Origin of the sequence: Psychroserpens burtonensis DSM 12212 (assembly GCF_000425305.1) — a bacterium.
In the GTDB taxonomy this organism is placed as follows: domain Bacteria; phylum Bacteroidota; class Bacteroidia; order Flavobacteriales; family Flavobacteriaceae; genus Psychroserpens; species Psychroserpens burtonensis.
In genome coordinates, this window is sequence record NZ_KE384346.1 from 195,628 (window position 1) to 212,290 (window position 16,663).

The window sequence follows — 16,663 nt, forward strand, 5'->3', positions numbered from 1 at the left end:
GTTTTTAATTAACTATTTAAATTCACAACGTTAATGAAGCGTTTTTTTAACAGCACTTTAAAATTTTCTTTAGTTTATTTCAGTTTACTTCTATTAGATTTATTTTTAATTGTTTGGGGTCGTAATGAGCTTTGGCGACTAGTTACAATGCCAGTTATGGCATTATTATTAATAGTTTTTTATATCTATAATGATAAATCGGCTCGACCTTGGAAGTTTACTTTTATGGTTATCGCTCTTTCGTGGTTCTTATTCGCTAATATCGCAGTGTTGTTTAGAAATGAGGCTATTATGCTTATTCTGGTCAGTGTTTTTTTTATACTAGGTAATATTTTTTATATTTTAAGATTTGCTAATAATCGAGATTTTGATTTCATTAGGCTCTTACCGATATTGGCTCTGTATCTTATTTATATGTTTGTGATTTTACAGCTTACTCTAGATAATTTAGGTGATTTGCTGATCCCTATTTTTATCTTTTTATTTGTAACACTTTTAACAATTCAATTTGCATTATTAAGAAAGAGTGCAGTCACAAAGAACAGTTATTACGTGGTTATTATAGGTATGGTATTTCTTTTAATGTCTCATACATCTGCAGTATTGAGTGTGTTTTATAAAACGTTTGATAACCAAGATGTCTTAACGATGCTTTTATATTCAATTGCTCAGTATCTTATTGTAATCGGTGTTGTAAATGAAAAAAAAGCATTGTGAGTTGATAGCTATTGCTCTTTCTTAACACGTTTTAAATCCAATAAATTGATAGGATTAATACCTAAACCATTTACGCTTTTTCGTGTGAATCGCACAACTTCATCGTAAAACAAGGGGACGACAGGTGCAGATGACATTACTAAACTATCCATTTTAGTATAGAGTGCTTCACGTTTTTTGGTATCTGTGATCGTAAATGCTTCTTGGTACCAAGCATCAAATTGATCACTTTTAAAATGTGTGTAATTAGGACCATTTGGTGCGAAGTTCTTACTTGAATATAGTGATAAATAATTTTCAGCATCAGGATAATCGGCTACCCAACTCGCTCTAAACATATCTAATTTACCGTTAGCTTTCGCATCTTTTAGAGTCGCAGCAGGAATCACATCTACATTTACAGTAATCCCAATTTTTTGAAGTTCGCGTTGAATGTATTCACAAAAACTCAAATAGTTGCTTGTTGTCGTTATCGTAATTTCAGGATTTGAAATCCCAGTTTCTGTTTTAAATTGTTGCACTAATTGTTTTGCTTTGTCAGGTTGAAATGTAAAACCTATAGATTCATTGTGACCTGGAAGCCCCTTTGGGATAAAACCTCCATAAGCTGGAATTCCAATACCATTTCGCAAATAAGTCATCATTTTTTGCTTATCAAACCCATAATTAATGGCTTGTCGTAATAGTTTTGACTGCATTTCTGATACTTTAGAATCCATAAAAAATGCCAAATACTCTGTGTTAAGGTAAGGACCTCTAATCATATTAACATCCTTAGTATACTGTTCACGAAGTTGTCCTGTTGCAGTTAGAATTTCGTCTTTGTATGATGCATCTAATCCAGATACAAAATCAATATTGCCTTGGGCAAATTGTAAAAACTCACTTTGCTTATCTGGTAAAAAAGTAATGGCTACAGCTTCAAGATAGGGTAATGCGCTACCTAAGTTATCCGTTTCAAAATAGTTGTTATTTCTTCGGAAAACAAGCTTTAAGTTTTCTTCCCATCGTTTAAATTTAAATGGTCCAGTACCAATAGGATGAGATCTAAAATCACTTTGATAATGATCTACAATTTCTTTGGGTACAACCGAGCAATATTTCATGGTCAATAACCCTAGAAATGCAGGAAACGGTTGTTTTAGTTTGATTTGTAATAAGCTATCATTGAGAGCTTTAAAAGCCTCCACTTTACTAAGTGTCCAACGTCCTGGAGATGCTATTGTTTTATCCAGCAGACGATTGAGACTGTATTCAAAATCACTCGCTTTCACTGTTCGTGTTGAGTCCTTTCCGAAGAGCCTATGTTTATGAAAATTAACATCTTGTCTCAATGAAAAAGAATAGGTGAGAGCATCTTCTGAGATCGTCCAATTCTTAGCAATACAAGGTTGTACATTTAGATTTTCATCCATTTGAACCAACCCATTAAATAATTGATTAATGGCCCAAATGTCTGAATTGTCTTTTGCAAACGCAGGATCAAGTGAGCCTATATTTTTGTGCTCATTATATCTAAAAACATCGTTATAAGTCTCTTTTTGTTGGGAACAACTAGAAATAATGAGAGCAAATAAAAAGACTTTAAATTTCATACGGATAATTAAAAATGATTTTTATACCTTTAAGTTCTATTAATTAATCTAAAAAAATTTAAAATTATGAAAAAAAACTACGTTTTAATTTTATTGACTGTTTTATTTACTGTGTCTATTCAGGCGCAAGTTGTAATCTCACAGTCGGTGGATCCTGTTAGTGTAACAGAAAGTGGTGTTGCTTGTTGGAGTGCCCCACCAACAGGAACAGGAGAGTACCGTGATAATGCTTTTTTAAGATCCTACACAATGAGTGTGTTTGGTATTACAGAAGATTTTGGTGTAACCTCTGTTGAGTATGGTCAAGGTGCTGCAGATGATAGTAAATTGATTACTGTGAACCTTTATACAGCAACTTCAGAAGATTTAACTACTGCAACATTAACATTAATAGGTACTGCAACGCACGTATCTGCTGCTATAGACGATTTAACTTTGATTTCTGTACCCTTAACTGCAACTATTCCTGCTGGTTCAATAGTAGCCTTAGAAGTTTCAGCAGCTGATGGAGGTACTAATGTTGGAGAAACTTATTTCCCGGGATATAATACTGCTGGTGAAAATGGCATAAGTTACTTGGTAAGTGTTGGTTGTGGTTTTGCTACACCTACACCTACAGCAGATATAGGCCAGGCAGCTAACCAATATGTAATGAATATTGTTGGAAGCACATTGAGTGTTGATTCTTTTACTTTAGATGCAATTTCTGTAGCGCCTAATCCAGCTACGAATTATATTTCTATCAACTTTCCTGCTTCAATATCTGATTTTACTACAGAACTATATGATATTACGGGTAAGTTAGTTTTAAAATCTAGTAATAAAGACCGTCTGGATGTGTCTCAATTACAAGCTGGAATTTATATTTTAAGAATCTCTACCAATGATGGTACGATTTCTAAACGTATTACTAAGAGCTAAAACACCTTGCATTAAAATATTTTTAAAAGTGTGCTTTATGTATTAAAGCACACTTTTTTTATATCACAGTTTAGAGGTTTTATAATTGATTTACAAATAACAGGGTATACACAGTTTTACAGGTTTTGTTTTATTTACTTTCAGGTAAAACCTTCCAATTTTTAGTGATTTTAGTGTAGAAGAAGATGAAAATTATCGAGAAGAAGAGTAATATCCAACTCCATCCAAATTCAAAAAGATCTATCAATGTGTTACAGTTGTAATCGTTGTTATAATATTTTAAATCCTCTCGACAAGCATCTTTTTGATGCATTGTAATTGTACCTATAATTCCGAAGATATAAAACGAAAATCCAATGATTGAAATGTTTAGGCAAATAGCGACGATCAATTTTTTGATACGCTTATAGAAGAAAATCGGTATCTATATAATGAGAGTAGCTAACGCTAGTGTGAAGTAGGTGATAGCGTACACGGCTATATCATCTTTCCCTCCTACAATGAAGAATATTAATGCAGAAATTAGAGAAATTATTAATGCCAGCACTCCAACTGTAATAGTACTAAGTAATAACCTCTCGATACAAATCCAAATCTTGAGTATCAATCACATAATCCATGAGTTTGCGATATCCAAGTACGATATCTTTGTTTTTTAGAAAAGAAATAACTTCTTTTAGTCTAGCTTCTGCTTGGGTCATAAATCTATAAATTATTGATTTTTAAACGCAGAGAAGGCCAATAGATTGTGAAATCTTTAAGTAATGCGTAAGTTTACCCACTCTAAGTTAGAAACAAGTAAATATAAATAGATTTCTGTGCCATAGAAACTCTAAATTGATTTAATGGATAAAAAAGTTGCATTTTACACGTTGGGTTGCAAGCTCAACTTTTCTGAAACCTCTACGATTGCACGAGATTTTTCTTCGGAAGGTTTTGAACGTGTAGACTTTAAAGAGAAAGCAGATATTTATGTAATCAATACATGCTCTGTCACTGAGAATGCAGATAAACGTTTTAAATCGATTGTAAAACAAGCGCAAAAGGTCAATCCAGAAGCCTTTGTAGCAGCAGTGGGTTGCTACGCACAATTAAAACCACAAGAACTGGCAGATGTTGATGGTGTCGATTTAGTTCTTGGTGCAACAGAAAAATTTAAAATTACAGACTATCTTAATGACCTCTCAAAAAATGATATGGGAGAAGTGCATAGTTGTGAAATAGAAGATGCTAATTTTTATGTTGGTAGTTATTCGATTGGAGATCGTACACGTGCTTTTTTAAAAGTACAAGACGGTTGTGATTATAAATGCACATATTGCACAATCCCTTTAGCTAGAGGTGTTTCTAGAAGCGATACCTTGGAGAATGTCCTTGAGAATGCGAGAGCGATTTCAGCAAAAAATATTAAGGAAATCGTACTCACAGGCGTTAATATTGGTGATTATGGTAAGGGCGAATTTGGTAATAAAAAACACGGGCACACATTTTATGAACTGGTTAAAGCTCTAGATAAAGTTGAAGGTATAGAACGTTTAAGAATTTCATCAATTGAGCCTAATTTACTTAAAAATGAAACGATAGAGTTTGTTTCAAAAAGTAAAGCGTTTGTGCCTCATTTTCATATCCCTCTGCAAAGTGGAAATAATGAAATCCTAAAACTAATGCGTCGTCGCTACATGAAAGAATTGTATGTAGAACGAGTCTCAAGGATTAAAGAGGTGATGCCTCATGCTTGTATTGGTGTAGATGTCATAGTAGGTTTTCCAGGAGAAACAGACGACTTATTTTTAGAAACGTATAACTTCCTTAATGAATTAGAGATCTCATATTTGCATGTGTTTACATATTCAGAACGAGATCATACTGTTGCGGCTTCTCTTGAAGGTGTCGTGTCTAAAAAGGTAAGAGCTAAACGCAGTAAGATGTTGAGAGGACTTTCGGTAAAAAAGAGACGTGCATTTTATGAGAGTCAAATAGGAAGCTCGAGAACAGTACTTTTTGAAGGTGAAAACAAGGAAGGTTATATTCAAGGTTTTACAGAAAATTATGTAAAAGTGAAATCACCTTGGAATCCAGAATTAGTGAATACCCTTCAAACAGTTGAACTCACCGACATTGATGATGATGGCTTGGTGCGGTTTGAGTTTGTTAGCGAATTAGTGAGATAGATTTTTGCATAGTATATTTCTTATTTTATATTTGTGGCTTAATAACAAAACTCAATTTATTATGAAAAAATTATTTCTTAGCCTATTTGTTTTAACAGGATTAGTTTTAACAACAGCTTGTTCTAGTGATGACGATGGAGGAAATGGGAACACAAATGCAGATGTTGCGGGTACATGGAAATTAACTTCTTTACTCACTCAGTCTAGTCTTGATATTAACAATGATGGTAATTCTTCAAACGACCTTTTAGTAGAGTCTGATTGTTACTTGGATGATAGTCTCGTTTTTGGTGCTAGTGGTATTGGTAGTATAATTTCTAACTCTTTTTTAGAAGTTGAAGCAGAACTTGTCGTTGGAACTACAGATGAATTCACATACAGTATCAATTGTTTTATTGAAGAAGATATTTATGCAATGACTTATACTGTAAGCGGAAATACAGTAACTATTGTTGATGAAGACATGTTTACTGTTGTAGGTACAGTTAGTGGAAATACATTTAATTTTGTTATTCCTGAAGGATATGAGATCGTTGATGAAGATTTTGAAGTGGTGTTGGAGGAAGATTTGACATTTACCTATACCAAACAGTAGTTTATAAAATTTATAATTCTAAAATCCGAAGATTATATCTTCGGATTTTTTTATATCAATACATTTAAAAAGAACTTCTTTTATTTTTTATTCTGAAATGTTTAAAGTCTTTCAGTTACTTACGTTTAACCAAATTGTTAAGTTATCGAGATATATGTCAATTTCATCTAATTTATTTAAATACAAATAGAATTTCAACTACTTTTAAATTCCAAATCAATATTCTATTATGTTTCAAAAAGTGTCTCTCATACTTACAATCTGCTTGGTATTGCTAAACTCATGTGCTAAAGAAGAAGTTGAGAACCAATCACAAGTCATTGGTGAATGGAAATTAATAAATTACAGTATTGGAACTGCACATGATATTAATAAGGATGGATGGAGTAATCTGAACTTACTAAATGAGATTGATTGTGATGATAACGAAGTTTTAAAGTTTGAAACTACTGGAGTTGTATCTTCAAATGAAACATACAATCCTACTCTACAAATATCTAAATCAGAAGTAGATAACACGTACACTTTTAATATTGAATGCTCAGAGGGTATTATTAGTTTTGCTACTAGCTTCAGTCAAATCAATAGTAATACATTTCAATTTAATGATAAAGAATTTACAGTAATTAATGATTCGTTTAACATCGTGTTAGTTGAAGATATTAAAATCTATAACGTAGATTTTTCTCAAATTATTGAAACAAAAGATTTAGTTTTAACTTATACTAAATTATAGTTAAATGACTTATAGAGTCATATAATTACAGATCTTATTTACTTCGGAAATTTTATTTCACCGTCAAAAAATAGCCTTACAACGTTTTATTTCTGAAGAACTAAAATAAAATTTGTGTAGTTTAAATCTTCAATTAGATTTGCATGATTTTTAAAAAACCCTCTTAAAAAATAAAATGAGAAAATTATTAATTGCATCCTTAATTACTATAGTATTATTGTTTTTAACATCATGTACTAGTGACGATGATAATTCAGGTTCTAATGACATGCTTTCTGGTACTTGGAAGTTAACAGCTTTCAATTCGTCAACAGCTTATGATCTAAATAACGATGGTAATGCTAGTGTTAATTTGTTAGATGAGGTTGATTGTTTAGAGAATGAAACTTTAGTTTTTGGATCTAATAACACTGTAGTTTCAAATAACACATCTTTTATTGATCTTGAAATTGGATTGGTTGTAGGTACAACAGATGAGTTTACATTTTTAGTGGATTGTGAAGAAGATATTTATAGTTTTTCTTTGACGTATACTAAGAACGGAAATACTATAATTTTTAATGATAAAGGCGATCTACTTCAAGGCACAGTAAGTGGTAATGCGTTGTCTTTTGTGCTAGAAGGAGAAATCGATGTTGCAGACGAAAATGGTTTGTCCACTGCAGAAGATATTACCTTAGTCTATGCTAGACAATAGATAATTCAAATAGATAAAAAAACCGAAACTTAAAAGTTTCGGTTTTTTTTATGACTTATATTCTAATCCCTACAGGAAGCATTTTTTTGTATTTTCTGTGTCTCCTTATAAATTTTGCAATTTCAGGACTTGTAGGGACTACACTAATATTGCGTTCTGCAATGTTTTCAAAAACTAAAGTGAGAAACTCTTCTTCAAAAGCCTCATCAGTCACAGTATCTGGAATAATTAGCTTTGTTAAAAAGATTTTTCGGTCTTGAAGGGAGTATTCAATTTTAGCAAGTCCACCGTCTACTTTAATTTCAAACTGTCGTAAGAAGTCATTGTCTGTTAATTCAGCAGCATCAATCATAATAATTTATATTTAATTCAATGGTTGGTAGGGTAGAACTATACTTTTGTATAGTTTTGTAATGCAAATTTACGAAAAATATCATAGATATGAGTTGTCGTTAATTTATAGGCTTATGCAACAAGAAATTATACATGTGTATCTCATGCCAGGACTGGCTGCCAATCCTATCATATTTGAACATATTAAATTGCCAGAAGATCAATTTAAGATCCATTGGTTGGAGTGGATGATTCCTGATAAAAAGGAAACTCTTGAATCTTATGCAAAGCGAATGATTTTAAATATTGAGCATGATAATGTGGTGTTATTAGGTGTTTCTTTTGGTGGAATCTTAGTTCAAGAAATGAGTAAATATTTAGTTTTAAAAAAACTGTTCGTAGTCTCAAGTGTAAAATCAATGCATGAATTACCAAAGCGAATGAAAGTGATGAAATATACTAAAGCGTATAAAATATTACCAACTCAATTGGTGTCTAATATAGATGTTTTAGCAAAATACGCTTTTGGAGAAACAATTATTAAACGTATTGAATTATATAAAAAATATCTATCGGTTAGTAATAAGCAATATTTAGATTGGGCTATAGAAAATGTCATAGAATGGGATCAAGAGAAGCCTAATAAAGATGCTATTTATATTCATGGAGATAAGGATGCAGTATTTCCAAATTCATGCACTGGAGATGTTATTGTGATCAAGGGAGGGTCTCATATCATGGTCATAAACAAGTACAAATGGTTTAACGAAAATTTACCAAAACTAATATTACAATAACTCTTAGGCGAACACAAATTTTTATACATTTATAAAAAATAGAATTATGAAAATTATAAAAAATATTTTAGCAGCCATAGGTTTAGTATGTGTTTCTGGGCTATTTATTTTTGCAATCCAGTCTGATAAAGTAGGTCAGTCTGACAAAGCAGGCTCAGATAACGATGTTGTTGAAACGACAAGAATGATTAACGATTATAATGTATATGCTTTGTCTGTGCCAGATAATTTGAACTTTGCAGGAGAGGCAATGCCTTTGCAAGATCCAGATATTTTAGAGCGTATGGATAGAGAGCTCTTAGTGAATACATATTGGCAATCTAACGGTCTACTGATGTTTAAGCGTGCCGAAAAGTATTTTCCAATAATTGAGCCAATACTGAAGAAAAATGGCATACCAGATGATTTTAAATACTTAGCTGTTATAGAAAGTGGATTAACAAATGCAGTCTCTCCGGCTGGCGCAAGAGGTGTTTGGCAAATTATGCCTGCAACGGGTCGTGAAAATGGATTAGAAGTTAATAGTAATGTAGATGAACGCTACCACTTAGAAATGGCAACTGAGGTAGCTTGTAAATACTTATTAAAGTCAAAAGAGAATTTAGGTTCTTGGACATTGGCAGCTGCAGCATACAATGCTGGAAATGCTGGAGTTTCAAATCGCTTAAGAGAACAAGACGTAAATGCTTATTACGATTTATTGTTAGGAGAAGAAACAGGACGCTATTTATTTAGAATAGTAGCATTAAAAGAGATTTTAACTCATCCAAAAAAATATGGTTTCAACTTTACTTCTAAAGATTTATATAAAACAATCCCAACATATAAAGTAGAGGTAGATACAGCAGTGACAGATTTTACAAAGTTTGCGCAACGATACGGTATTAATTATAAAATATTAAAGATTCATAATCCTTGGTTGAGAGAACCAAAGCTTAACAATTCATCAAGAAAAAAATATGTAATCGAAATCCCTGAAAAAGGTAATTATTCTATTAAACCATAGATGCTTGATTATTTAACAAATCATACATGGGTTATTGCAATTGTTATCAATTATTTGCTAGCGCTAACTGCTATTATTACTATTCTTCTTAAAAATGTAGATCCAACAAAAACGTTATCTTATATAATGGTTTTGGTTTTTGTTCCTTTTTTTGGCTTATTCGTCTACTACATGTTTGGTCAAGAGTACAGAAAAACTAAACTGTTTAATAGGAAGGATATTTCTAATAGAAGTGTTATAAAATCTGTTGGAAAAAATCTCAGGATTAAGGAGCAAGACTTTGATGAATTAAATGCTGTTTTAGATGAAAAAATAAAATTAGTCAAACTTTTAAAGGCTAGTGAGAAATCACCATTAACGCTTAGAAATGATATTGATATTCTTGTTAATGGCAAAATAAAATTTGAACGTTTATTTCAAGATTTAAAGGATGCTAAAAATTTTATTCATATCGAATACTATGTCATAAAAGATGATAAAATAGGGACACAATTTTTAGATATACTCTGTGCTAAGGCAAAAGATGGCCTAGAAGTTAAAATGACTTACGATGATGTAGGAAGTTGTATCTCTTCAAAAATGAAACGTAAGATTAATGAGAGTGGTATAGAACATCGTGCATTTATGCCAGTTTGGTTTTCAAGTCTTACAGGAAAATCAAATTATAGAAACCATAGAAAAATAGCTATTATTGACGGAGAAATAGGTTATGTTGGTGGGATTAATATTTCTGATAGTTATGTTAATTATGAAGATTCTTCAACGTATTGGAGAGATACCCACTTAAGAATTTATGGCGAAGCGGTAAAAGTTTTACAGTTTCACTTTCTGACTACTTGGGACTTTGTTACAGAAGAAGAAATAGAAATTAAGAAAATATATTTTCCAGAGATAGAATGTGATCAAGAAATTCCCGTTCAAATTGCAGCCAGTGGTCCAGATACAGACTGGGCGAATATAATGGAAGCTATTCTAACAGCAATTAATAATGCCGAAGAGTATATTTATCTCACTACACCTTATTTTATACCTAATGATCAAATTGTAACCGCATTACAAATTGCTGCGAGAGTCGGTTTAGACGTTAGGCTTATTATTCCTAAAGAGTCAGATTCTTGGGTTGCACAGCGTGCTACAGCGTCCTATTTAGAGCCTTTACTTGAGGCAGGTGTGAAGGTGTATTTATATAAAAGAGGCTTTATACATGCTAAGACCATGGTTGTTGATGATATATTTGGTACGATTGGTACCTGTAATATGGATAACCGTAGTTTTAATATCAATTTTGAAATTAATGCGCTAATTTACCACAACGAAAAATGCAAAAAATTGAAGTCTATATTCTTAGAGGACTTGGAAGATTGCGAAACGCTAAAATATGAATATTGGAAGGAACGCTCTAAATATTGTAAACTTCAAGAGTCATTAAGTAGACTTTGGGCTCCATTACTATAATTACTGTAGCGTAGTTATGACGTCAGTATTATTTGGTTTATCATTAAAAAGCATCCATTTAATTTTCTCATGTATAGCACTAAACGCTACTTCAGATCTGTTGTAGGAGTTTGGAATAGTGAATTTTTTATCAATTTTCAAAAGTTGTTTTTCTTCGGAAATAAAGAAACAAGCCGGTGCTCCAAAAGAATGTTTAAATGGTTTGATAATATGGTTGGCATTATTATCACGTTCATCTATATAAGTTACAGTAACGTTAGAATTATAATCTTTAGAATGCGCTTTTGCTTTTGTTTTAGAATCCCAAAATAAAATAATGATATCTAGTTGCCCTTTATACATTTTAGACATTCTATTAATTTCATTAATTTCTTCTTGTTTAATTAGTTCCCATGATGATTTGGTAATCAAAAGGAAAGGTTTGTCCAAAGACGACGTTTTTAAGGTGCCTCCTCTAACTTTATTCAGAGAGATATCTCTAACGTAACTAAATTTTAAATGATTCTCAAAAAGGGAATCAAAAAGAGATTTAGCTTCTTCCTTATCACCATTTTGTATCGCAATTTCAGACTTAGCTTTGTAGGCTCTCAAATATTTTACTATTTGAGAATCAAAGTACGTTTTTTGCTCTTGAGGAAAAGCTTGAAACATACAAACTAGCAGAATTATGGTTATGGATATCTTCACGTCTAAATATTTGTAATTTATTTTCTACAAATTTAGGGATATCAGTGCTTTAGACCTTAAATATTCGTTTAAAGACTAGATTTACTAGAGAACGGAATACCTATTGAACAATAAATCGATGAAAGACGCTAGTTAATGAGTATTAACGTCCTCTCATATTACGATTACCGTAATGCTGCTTTGGTCCTTGAGATTTTTTCATCCCATCTTTCATCATTTTAATCTGCTCTGTTAAAATGCCTCGTTTGTCTAGTTTTTGAGCTTCATTTAAAAGTTGTTTAGCTTCAATAGCTCTTCGTTTACTAAAAGCAATACCAGCCAGATTTAATTTCGCCATGGCAACATCATGATCCATAGAAAGACCAAGGTCTAGTGCTTTTTTGAAATATCTTTCGGCATCATTCATATTAGATTGAGAAACCATAACACCATGGAGATAATTATAATAACCTTCTTGTTTTTTAACAAGAGCTCCCGGTGGGTTTTTGATTTTATTTAACCAATTTTTAGCACCTTCAAAATCTTGTTTTCTAAGCTTTAAAAAAGCGAGTAGAATAAATTCATTCTTAAAGTATAAGAAAATGAAAATAAAAGATATTAAGATATACATAATACCATTGCCAATATTACCTTCGGTAAACTGATAAATGGCATATGCTATAATTAATCCAGCGATGACTAGTTTGATATTTTTATTGAACATGCTTTTCTGTTTTATATGTAACGTTAGATATAATTGTAGTGGGTACTTCTAAATCATCCATGTTGTGCATGATTGAATTGCCCTTAACTGTTGAGGAGGTAGTCATCGTTTTTACAAAACCAGTTTCTGGTGATGTTGTTAGATTGGATGACATATCACCATTGAGATTCATTTCGACATCCGCATCTGTGTTTTTGAAGATAACACTACTTTCTCCAGTTATGTTAACGCCATCGTGTGTTATGCTGTTTAAAGTCCATGTGTTTTTTGAAGATAATTCACCTTCAAAATTATTTTTCCATGTATCTCCAATTGCTATAGTTTCATTTGGGTAAATATAAGTCATTTGCTCAAAGCTCATAGCCAGACTTTCGTTGCTGAACTCTCCTTTCATGGACTCTCTCATAACTTCTTTCGTAAGCTCATCTAAAGCTCCAACAGCATTCACCATTTTAGAAATTAGTTCATCAGATCCTTCAATAGATTTGATTTTACCATTTTTATACATTGTCATTGTTAAATTTACAGATACTAACTGTGAGAAAATTTTTCCTTCAATATCGTCGTCTGTAACCGTATCATTTGTATTTATAGACATAATTTCACCTATACGATTTGATGATGACAACATTTTGAAGCGATCAAACTTAAACTTTAATCCATATAAGCTATCGTTGACGTCTTCAACAACAAATGAAAAATCACCTTCTAGTAAATTTTTCATTATATGTTTTTGTCCGTTCATATCCTGAACAATGTCTTGGTTAGCCACTTGCTTTACTTTAAATTGATCACCAACTTTAAGGTTATAGGCTAAGTTGTTTTGAGCGTTTATTAGACTTATTGTGACAAAAAAAACAACTAAAATTTTTGTAAAAACCGCCTTCATTCGTATTATAAATTTTCAATTCACAAAGAAACTAATTTTTTGTCAATTTGTAGCTAGGAAATAAGAGGATATAAATAATAGAAAATAATTCTAAATTTAGATTTGGCAAAGTAAAAACTCTTTGTATATTTGCACGCAGTTTTGAGAATAGTTCAAAACTAGAAAAAAGAATTTAAGTTTTTTAAAAATATACGACAATGCCAAAAAGAACGTTTCAACCGTCAAAAAGAAAAAGAAGAAATAAGCACGGATTTAGGGAAAGAATGGCTTCTGTAAACGGAAGAAAAGTTTTAGCACGTAGAAGAGCTAAAGGAAGAAAGAAATTGTCTGTATCATCTGAAACTAGACATAAAAGATAATGATTAACAATTGTTAATATATTAAAGGCGTTACTTAGGTGTAAGGCCTTTTTTTGTATCCATATGTTATCTATTTTTGAATTTATAAAAACACAAAAATGCCAAAGAACGACAATTTAAAATCTATCCTAATCATTGGTTCAGGGCCAATCATTATTGGTCAAGCTTGTGAGTTTGATTATTCTGGAACGCAAGCGCTTCGCTCACTTCGTGAGGACGGAATTGAAACCATTCTAATCAATTCTAATCCGGCAACTATAATGACAGATCCAACCATGGCAGACCATGTTTATCTGTTACCATTAACAACAAGATCTATCATTAAGATATTAAAAGAGCATCCTCAAATTGATGCAGTGTTACCAACAATGGGTGGTCAAACGGCATTAAATCTTTGTATTGAGGCAGATGAAAAAGGAATTTGGGAAGATTTTGGGGTTGCGATTATAGGTGTAGATATTGATGCTATTAATATCACAGAAAATAGAGAGAAGTTTAGAGAGTTAATGCTGAAAATTGGGATTGGAATGGCACCTCAAGCAACAGCTAATTCTTATCTAAAAGGAAAAGAGATCGCCCAAGAATTTGGCTTTCCATTGGTCATTAGAGCCTCTTTTACCTTGGGAGGTGATGGCGCAGCGATTGTTTATAAAGAAGAAGATTTTGATGAATTATTGACACGTGGCTTGGAAGTGTCTCCAATACATGAAGTCATGATCGATAAGGCTTTAATTGGTTGGAAAGAATATGAATTAGAGTTATTACGTGATTCTAATGATAATGTTGTTATTATTTGTACAATAGAAAATATGGATCCGATGGGAATTCATACAGGAGATTCGATAACAGTAGCTCCAGCAATGACATTGTCTGATAAAACATTTCAAAAAATGCGTGATATGGCTATTCATATGATGCGTAGTATTGGTGATTTTGCAGGAGGTTGTAATGTGCAGTTTGCTGTCAGTCCAGATGAAAAAGAAGACATTATAGCTATTGAGATTAATCCGCGTGTATCGCGTTCTTCAGCATTAGCGAGTAAAGCAACGGGTTATCCAATTGCAAAAATAGCTGCAAAATTAGCAATAGGTTATACTCTAGATGAATTAAATAATCAAATTACAGGTTCAACATCTGCATTATTTGAGCCTACTTTAGATTATGTGGTTGTTAAAATACCACGTTGGAATTTTGATAAATTCGAAGGTTCAGATAGAACTTTAGGATTACAAATGAAATCTGTAGGAGAGGTGATGGCGATTGGACGTTCATTTCAGGAAGCACTCCATAAAGCGACTCAATCACTTGAAATAAAACGTAATGGTTTAGGAGCAGATGGTAAAGGATATAAAGATTATCAGCAAATTATAGATAAACTTACATTTGCAAGTTGGGATCGTGTATTTGCTATTTATGATGCCATTCAAATGGGAATTCCATTAAGTAGAATCCATGAAATCACTAAAATTGATATGTGGTTCTTAAAGCAATATGAGGAACTACATCAATTGGAGAAAGAGATTTCTACATTTACAATTGATACCATTGGACGCGATTTATTATTAGAAGCAAAGCAAAAGGGATATGGTGATAGACAAATTGCTCATATGCTTAAGTGCCTAGAAAGTCAAGTCTATAATAAACGTGATGAATTAAATATCAACCGTGTGTACAAATTGGTTGATACGTGTGCTGCGGAATTTAAAGCGCAAACACCATATTATTACTCTACGTTTGAAAATGAGGTAGAAACTTCTGAAGGTGAAAAGTTTTCGGCAAATGAAAGTGTTGTCTCAGATAAAAAGAAAATTATTGTTTTAGGATCTGGACCAAATCGAATAGGACAAGGAATTGAATTTGACTATTGTTGTGTTCATGGTGTTTTAGCAGCTGCAGAGTGTGGCTACGAAACTATTATGATTAACTGTAATCCTGAAACTGTTTCTACAGATTTTGACATTGCAGATAAATTGTATTTTGAACCTGTATTCTGGGAGCATATTTATGATATTATTCGTCATGAAAAGCCAGAAGGTGTCATTGTTCAATTAGGAGGTCAAACTGCTTTGAAATTAGCTGAAAAATTAGATCGTTACGGAATAAAAATTATAGGGACTACATACCAATCCTTGAATTTAGCTGAAGATAGAGGCTTGTTTTCTAATCTTTTAAAAGAAAATAATATTCCTTATCCTGAATTTGATATTGCTACGACAGCAGATGAAGCCGCAGCAATTGCAGATGTACTAGATTTTCCAATTTTAGTAAGACCATCTTATGTTCTTGGAGGTCAAGGGATGAAAATTGTCATCAATAAGCAAGAACTTGAAGAGCATGTTGTGGACTTATTGAGAAGAATGCCAGGAAATCAATTGCTTTTAGATCATTATCTAGATGGTGCCATTGAAGCCGAAGCAGATGCTATTTGCGATGGAGAAAATATCTATATTATTGGTATTATGGAGCATATTGAACCTTGTGGAATACATTCAGGCGATAGTAATGCGACACTACCTCCTTTTAATTTAGGCGAGTTTGTAATGCAGCAAATTAAAGACCACACCAAGAAAATTGCCTTAGCATTGAATACTGTTGGGTTAATTAACATTCAGTTTGCCGTAAAAGATGACATGGTTTATATCATTGAAGCTAATCCTAGAGCATCACGAACAGTGCCTTTTATTGCGAAAGCTTATGGAGAACCTTATGTGAATTATGCCACGAAAGTCATGTTAGGTGAAAAGAAAGTAACCGACTTTGATTTTAAACCACATCTAGAGGGTTATGCAATCAAGCAGCCAGTATTTTCGTTTAATAAATTCCCAAATGTGAACAAGCAGCTAGGTCCAGAAATGAAAAGTACAGGAGAAAGTATCCTATTTATTGATAATTTAAAAGATGATGAATTTTATAATTTATACTCTAGACGTAAAATGTATTTGAGTAAATAACCTATTTATTCGATAAACGACTCGTCAATAAACTTTTTTATTTACTAATTT

Annotated in this window: 17 protein-coding genes; 11 read left to right on the forward strand and 6 right to left on the reverse strand. The window is 32.2% G+C overall.

The window, feature by feature from the left end; translation table 11 throughout:
* Nucleotides 1–33: 33 nt before the first annotated feature.
* A complete protein-coding gene (locus tag H593_RS20265; RefSeq protein ID WP_028873383.1) occupies nt 34–717 on the forward strand; it encodes a lysoplasmalogenase family protein in 684 nt (227 codons plus the stop codon).
* 8 nt (nt 718–725) lie between these two features.
* On the opposite strand, the gene H593_RS0116270 is transcribed toward H593_RS20265, so the two are convergent.
* The gene (locus H593_RS0116270) at nt 726–2,312 is read right to left on the reverse strand and encodes an ABC transporter substrate-binding protein (protein ID WP_028873384.1); all 1,587 of its coding nucleotides are present in this window, start codon (nt 2,310–2,312) and stop codon (nt 726–728) included.
* Between the two features lie 66 nt (nt 2,313–2,378).
* Here H593_RS0116270 and H593_RS0116275 point away from each other — a divergent pair, with 66 nt between their 5' ends.
* Nucleotides 2,379–3,233 carry a T9SS type A sorting domain-containing protein gene (locus H593_RS0116275; protein WP_028873385.1) on the forward strand — a complete coding sequence of 285 codons (855 nt, stop codon included), beginning with the start codon at nt 2,379–2,381 and terminating at the stop codon, nt 3,231–3,233.
* Between the two features lie 563 nt (nt 3,234–3,796).
* Here the strand turns inward: H593_RS0116275 and H593_RS20900 are convergent.
* Nucleotides 3,797–3,934 carry a hypothetical protein gene (locus H593_RS20900; RefSeq protein WP_157588919.1) on the reverse strand — a complete coding sequence of 46 codons (138 nt, stop codon included), beginning with the start codon at nt 3,932–3,934 and terminating at the stop codon, nt 3,797–3,799.
* A gap of 144 nt (nt 3,935–4,078) precedes the next feature.
* Here H593_RS20900 and mtaB point away from each other — a divergent pair, with 144 nt between their 5' ends.
* The 4 genes from mtaB to H593_RS0116300 all read left to right on the forward strand — a co-directional run bounded on the left by mtaB (nt 4,079) and on the right by H593_RS0116300 (nt 7,432).
* Entirely contained in the window at nt 4,079–5,404 is a 1,326-nt protein-coding gene (gene mtaB / locus H593_RS0116285) for a tRNA (N(6)-L-threonylcarbamoyladenosine(37)-C(2))-methylthiotransferase MtaB (RefSeq protein ID WP_028873386.1), read from the forward strand.
* A gap of 61 nt (nt 5,405–5,465) precedes the next feature.
* Nucleotides 5,466–5,999, forward strand: a complete 534-nt coding sequence (locus tag H593_RS0116290; RefSeq protein WP_028873387.1) for a hypothetical protein — start codon at nt 5,466–5,468, stop codon at nt 5,997–5,999.
* A gap of 229 nt (nt 6,000–6,228) precedes the next feature.
* Entirely contained in the window at nt 6,229–6,735 is a 507-nt protein-coding gene (locus tag H593_RS0116295; protein WP_028873388.1) for a hypothetical protein, read from the forward strand.
* Between the two features lie 175 nt (nt 6,736–6,910).
* Nucleotides 6,911–7,432: a hypothetical protein gene (locus tag H593_RS0116300; RefSeq protein ID WP_028873389.1), complete on the forward strand. Its 522-nt coding sequence runs from the start codon at nt 6,911–6,913 to the stop codon at nt 7,430–7,432.
* Between the two features lie 55 nt (nt 7,433–7,487).
* Here the strand turns inward: H593_RS0116300 and H593_RS0116305 are convergent, their stop codons facing one another.
* Nucleotides 7,488–7,784 carry a GNAT family N-acetyltransferase gene (locus H593_RS0116305; protein WP_028873390.1) on the reverse strand — a complete coding sequence of 99 codons (297 nt, stop codon included), beginning with the start codon at nt 7,782–7,784 and terminating at the stop codon, nt 7,488–7,490.
* 115 nt (nt 7,785–7,899) lie between these two features.
* Between H593_RS0116305 and H593_RS0116310 the strand changes: the two genes are divergently transcribed.
* Genes H593_RS0116310 through cls form a run of 3 tightly spaced genes read left to right on the forward strand, consistent with a single transcriptional unit; the run spans nt 7,900 to nt 11,023 of the window.
* Nucleotides 7,900–8,562, forward strand: a complete 663-nt coding sequence (locus H593_RS0116310) for an alpha/beta hydrolase (RefSeq protein WP_028873391.1) — start codon at nt 7,900–7,902, stop codon at nt 8,560–8,562.
* A gap of 46 nt (nt 8,563–8,608) precedes the next feature.
* Nucleotides 8,609–9,568, forward strand: a complete 960-nt coding sequence (locus H593_RS0116315) for a lytic transglycosylase domain-containing protein (protein ID WP_028873392.1) — start codon at nt 8,609–8,611, stop codon at nt 9,566–9,568.
* Nucleotides 9,569–11,023, forward strand: a complete 1,455-nt coding sequence (gene cls / locus H593_RS0116320) for a cardiolipin synthase (protein WP_028873393.1) — start codon at nt 9,569–9,571, stop codon at nt 11,021–11,023.
* Here the strand turns inward: cls and H593_RS0116325 are convergent, their stop codons facing one another.
* The 3 genes from H593_RS0116325 to H593_RS0116335 form a co-directional block, all read right to left on the reverse strand.
* Entirely contained in the window at nt 11,024–11,674 is a 651-nt protein-coding gene (locus H593_RS0116325; protein ID WP_028873394.1) for a hypothetical protein, read from the reverse strand.
* A gap of 178 nt (nt 11,675–11,852) precedes the next feature.
* Entirely contained in the window at nt 11,853–12,413 is a 561-nt protein-coding gene (locus tag H593_RS0116330; RefSeq protein ID WP_028873395.1) for a tetratricopeptide repeat protein, read from the reverse strand.
* Nucleotides 12,403–13,302, reverse strand: a complete 900-nt coding sequence (locus H593_RS0116335; protein WP_028873396.1) for a DUF6263 family protein — start codon at nt 13,300–13,302, stop codon at nt 12,403–12,405. Before H593_RS0116335 ends, H593_RS0116330 begins: the two co-directional genes overlap by 11 nt.
* 197 nt (nt 13,303–13,499) lie before the next feature.
* Here H593_RS0116335 and rpmH point away from each other — a divergent pair, with 197 nt between their 5' ends.
* The gene (rpmH, locus tag H593_RS0116340; RefSeq protein ID WP_028873397.1) at nt 13,500–13,661 is read left to right on the forward strand and encodes a 50S ribosomal protein L34; all 162 of its coding nucleotides are present in this window, start codon (nt 13,500–13,502) and stop codon (nt 13,659–13,661) included.
* 98 nt (nt 13,662–13,759) lie between these two features.
* Nucleotides 13,760–16,612: a carbamoyl-phosphate synthase large subunit gene (gene carB / locus H593_RS0116345; protein ID WP_028873398.1), complete on the forward strand. Its 2,853-nt coding sequence runs from the start codon at nt 13,760–13,762 to the stop codon at nt 16,610–16,612.
* Nucleotides 16,613–16,663: the final 51 nt, after the last annotated feature.

Coding starts and splice junctions, on each gene's coding strand:
- H593_RS0116330 (WP_028873395.1), bottom strand. CDS start 12,413: ATGTTCAATAAAAATATCAAACTAGTCATCGCTGGATTAATTATAGCA.
- H593_RS0116295 (WP_028873388.1), top strand. CDS start 6,229: ATGTTTCAAAAAGTGTCTCTCATACTTACAATCTGCTTGGTATTGCTA.
- carB (WP_028873398.1), top strand. CDS start 13,760: ATGCCAAAGAACGACAATTTAAAATCTATCCTAATCATTGGTTCAGGG.
- H593_RS20900 (WP_157588919.1), bottom strand. CDS start 3,934: ATGACCCAAGCAGAAGCTAGACTAAAAGAAGTTATTTCTTTTCTAAAA.
- H593_RS20265 (WP_028873383.1), top strand. CDS start 34: ATGAAGCGTTTTTTTAACAGCACTTTAAAATTTTCTTTAGTTTATTTC.
- H593_RS0116315 (WP_028873392.1), top strand. CDS start 8,609: ATGAAAATTATAAAAAATATTTTAGCAGCCATAGGTTTAGTATGTGTT.
- cls (WP_028873393.1), top strand. CDS start 9,569: ATGCTTGATTATTTAACAAATCATACATGGGTTATTGCAATTGTTATC.
- H593_RS0116335 (WP_028873396.1), bottom strand. CDS start 13,302: ATGAAGGCGGTTTTTACAAAAATTTTAGTTGTTTTTTTTGTCACAATA.
- H593_RS0116310 (WP_028873391.1), top strand. CDS start 7,900: ATGCAACAAGAAATTATACATGTGTATCTCATGCCAGGACTGGCTGCC.
- H593_RS0116300 (WP_028873389.1), top strand. CDS start 6,911: ATGAGAAAATTATTAATTGCATCCTTAATTACTATAGTATTATTGTTT.
- rpmH (WP_028873397.1), top strand. CDS start 13,500: ATGCCAAAAAGAACGTTTCAACCGTCAAAAAGAAAAAGAAGAAATAAG.
- H593_RS0116270 (WP_028873384.1), bottom strand. CDS start 2,312: ATGAAATTTAAAGTCTTTTTATTTGCTCTCATTATTTCTAGTTGTTCC.
- mtaB (WP_028873386.1), top strand. CDS start 4,079: ATGGATAAAAAAGTTGCATTTTACACGTTGGGTTGCAAGCTCAACTTT.
- H593_RS0116305 (WP_028873390.1), bottom strand. CDS start 7,784: ATGATTGATGCTGCTGAATTAACAGACAATGACTTCTTACGACAGTTT.
- H593_RS0116275 (WP_028873385.1), top strand. CDS start 2,379: ATGAAAAAAAACTACGTTTTAATTTTATTGACTGTTTTATTTACTGTG.
- H593_RS0116290 (WP_028873387.1), top strand. CDS start 5,466: ATGAAAAAATTATTTCTTAGCCTATTTGTTTTAACAGGATTAGTTTTA.
- H593_RS0116325 (WP_028873394.1), bottom strand. CDS start 11,674: ATGTTTCAAGCTTTTCCTCAAGAGCAAAAAACGTACTTTGATTCTCAA.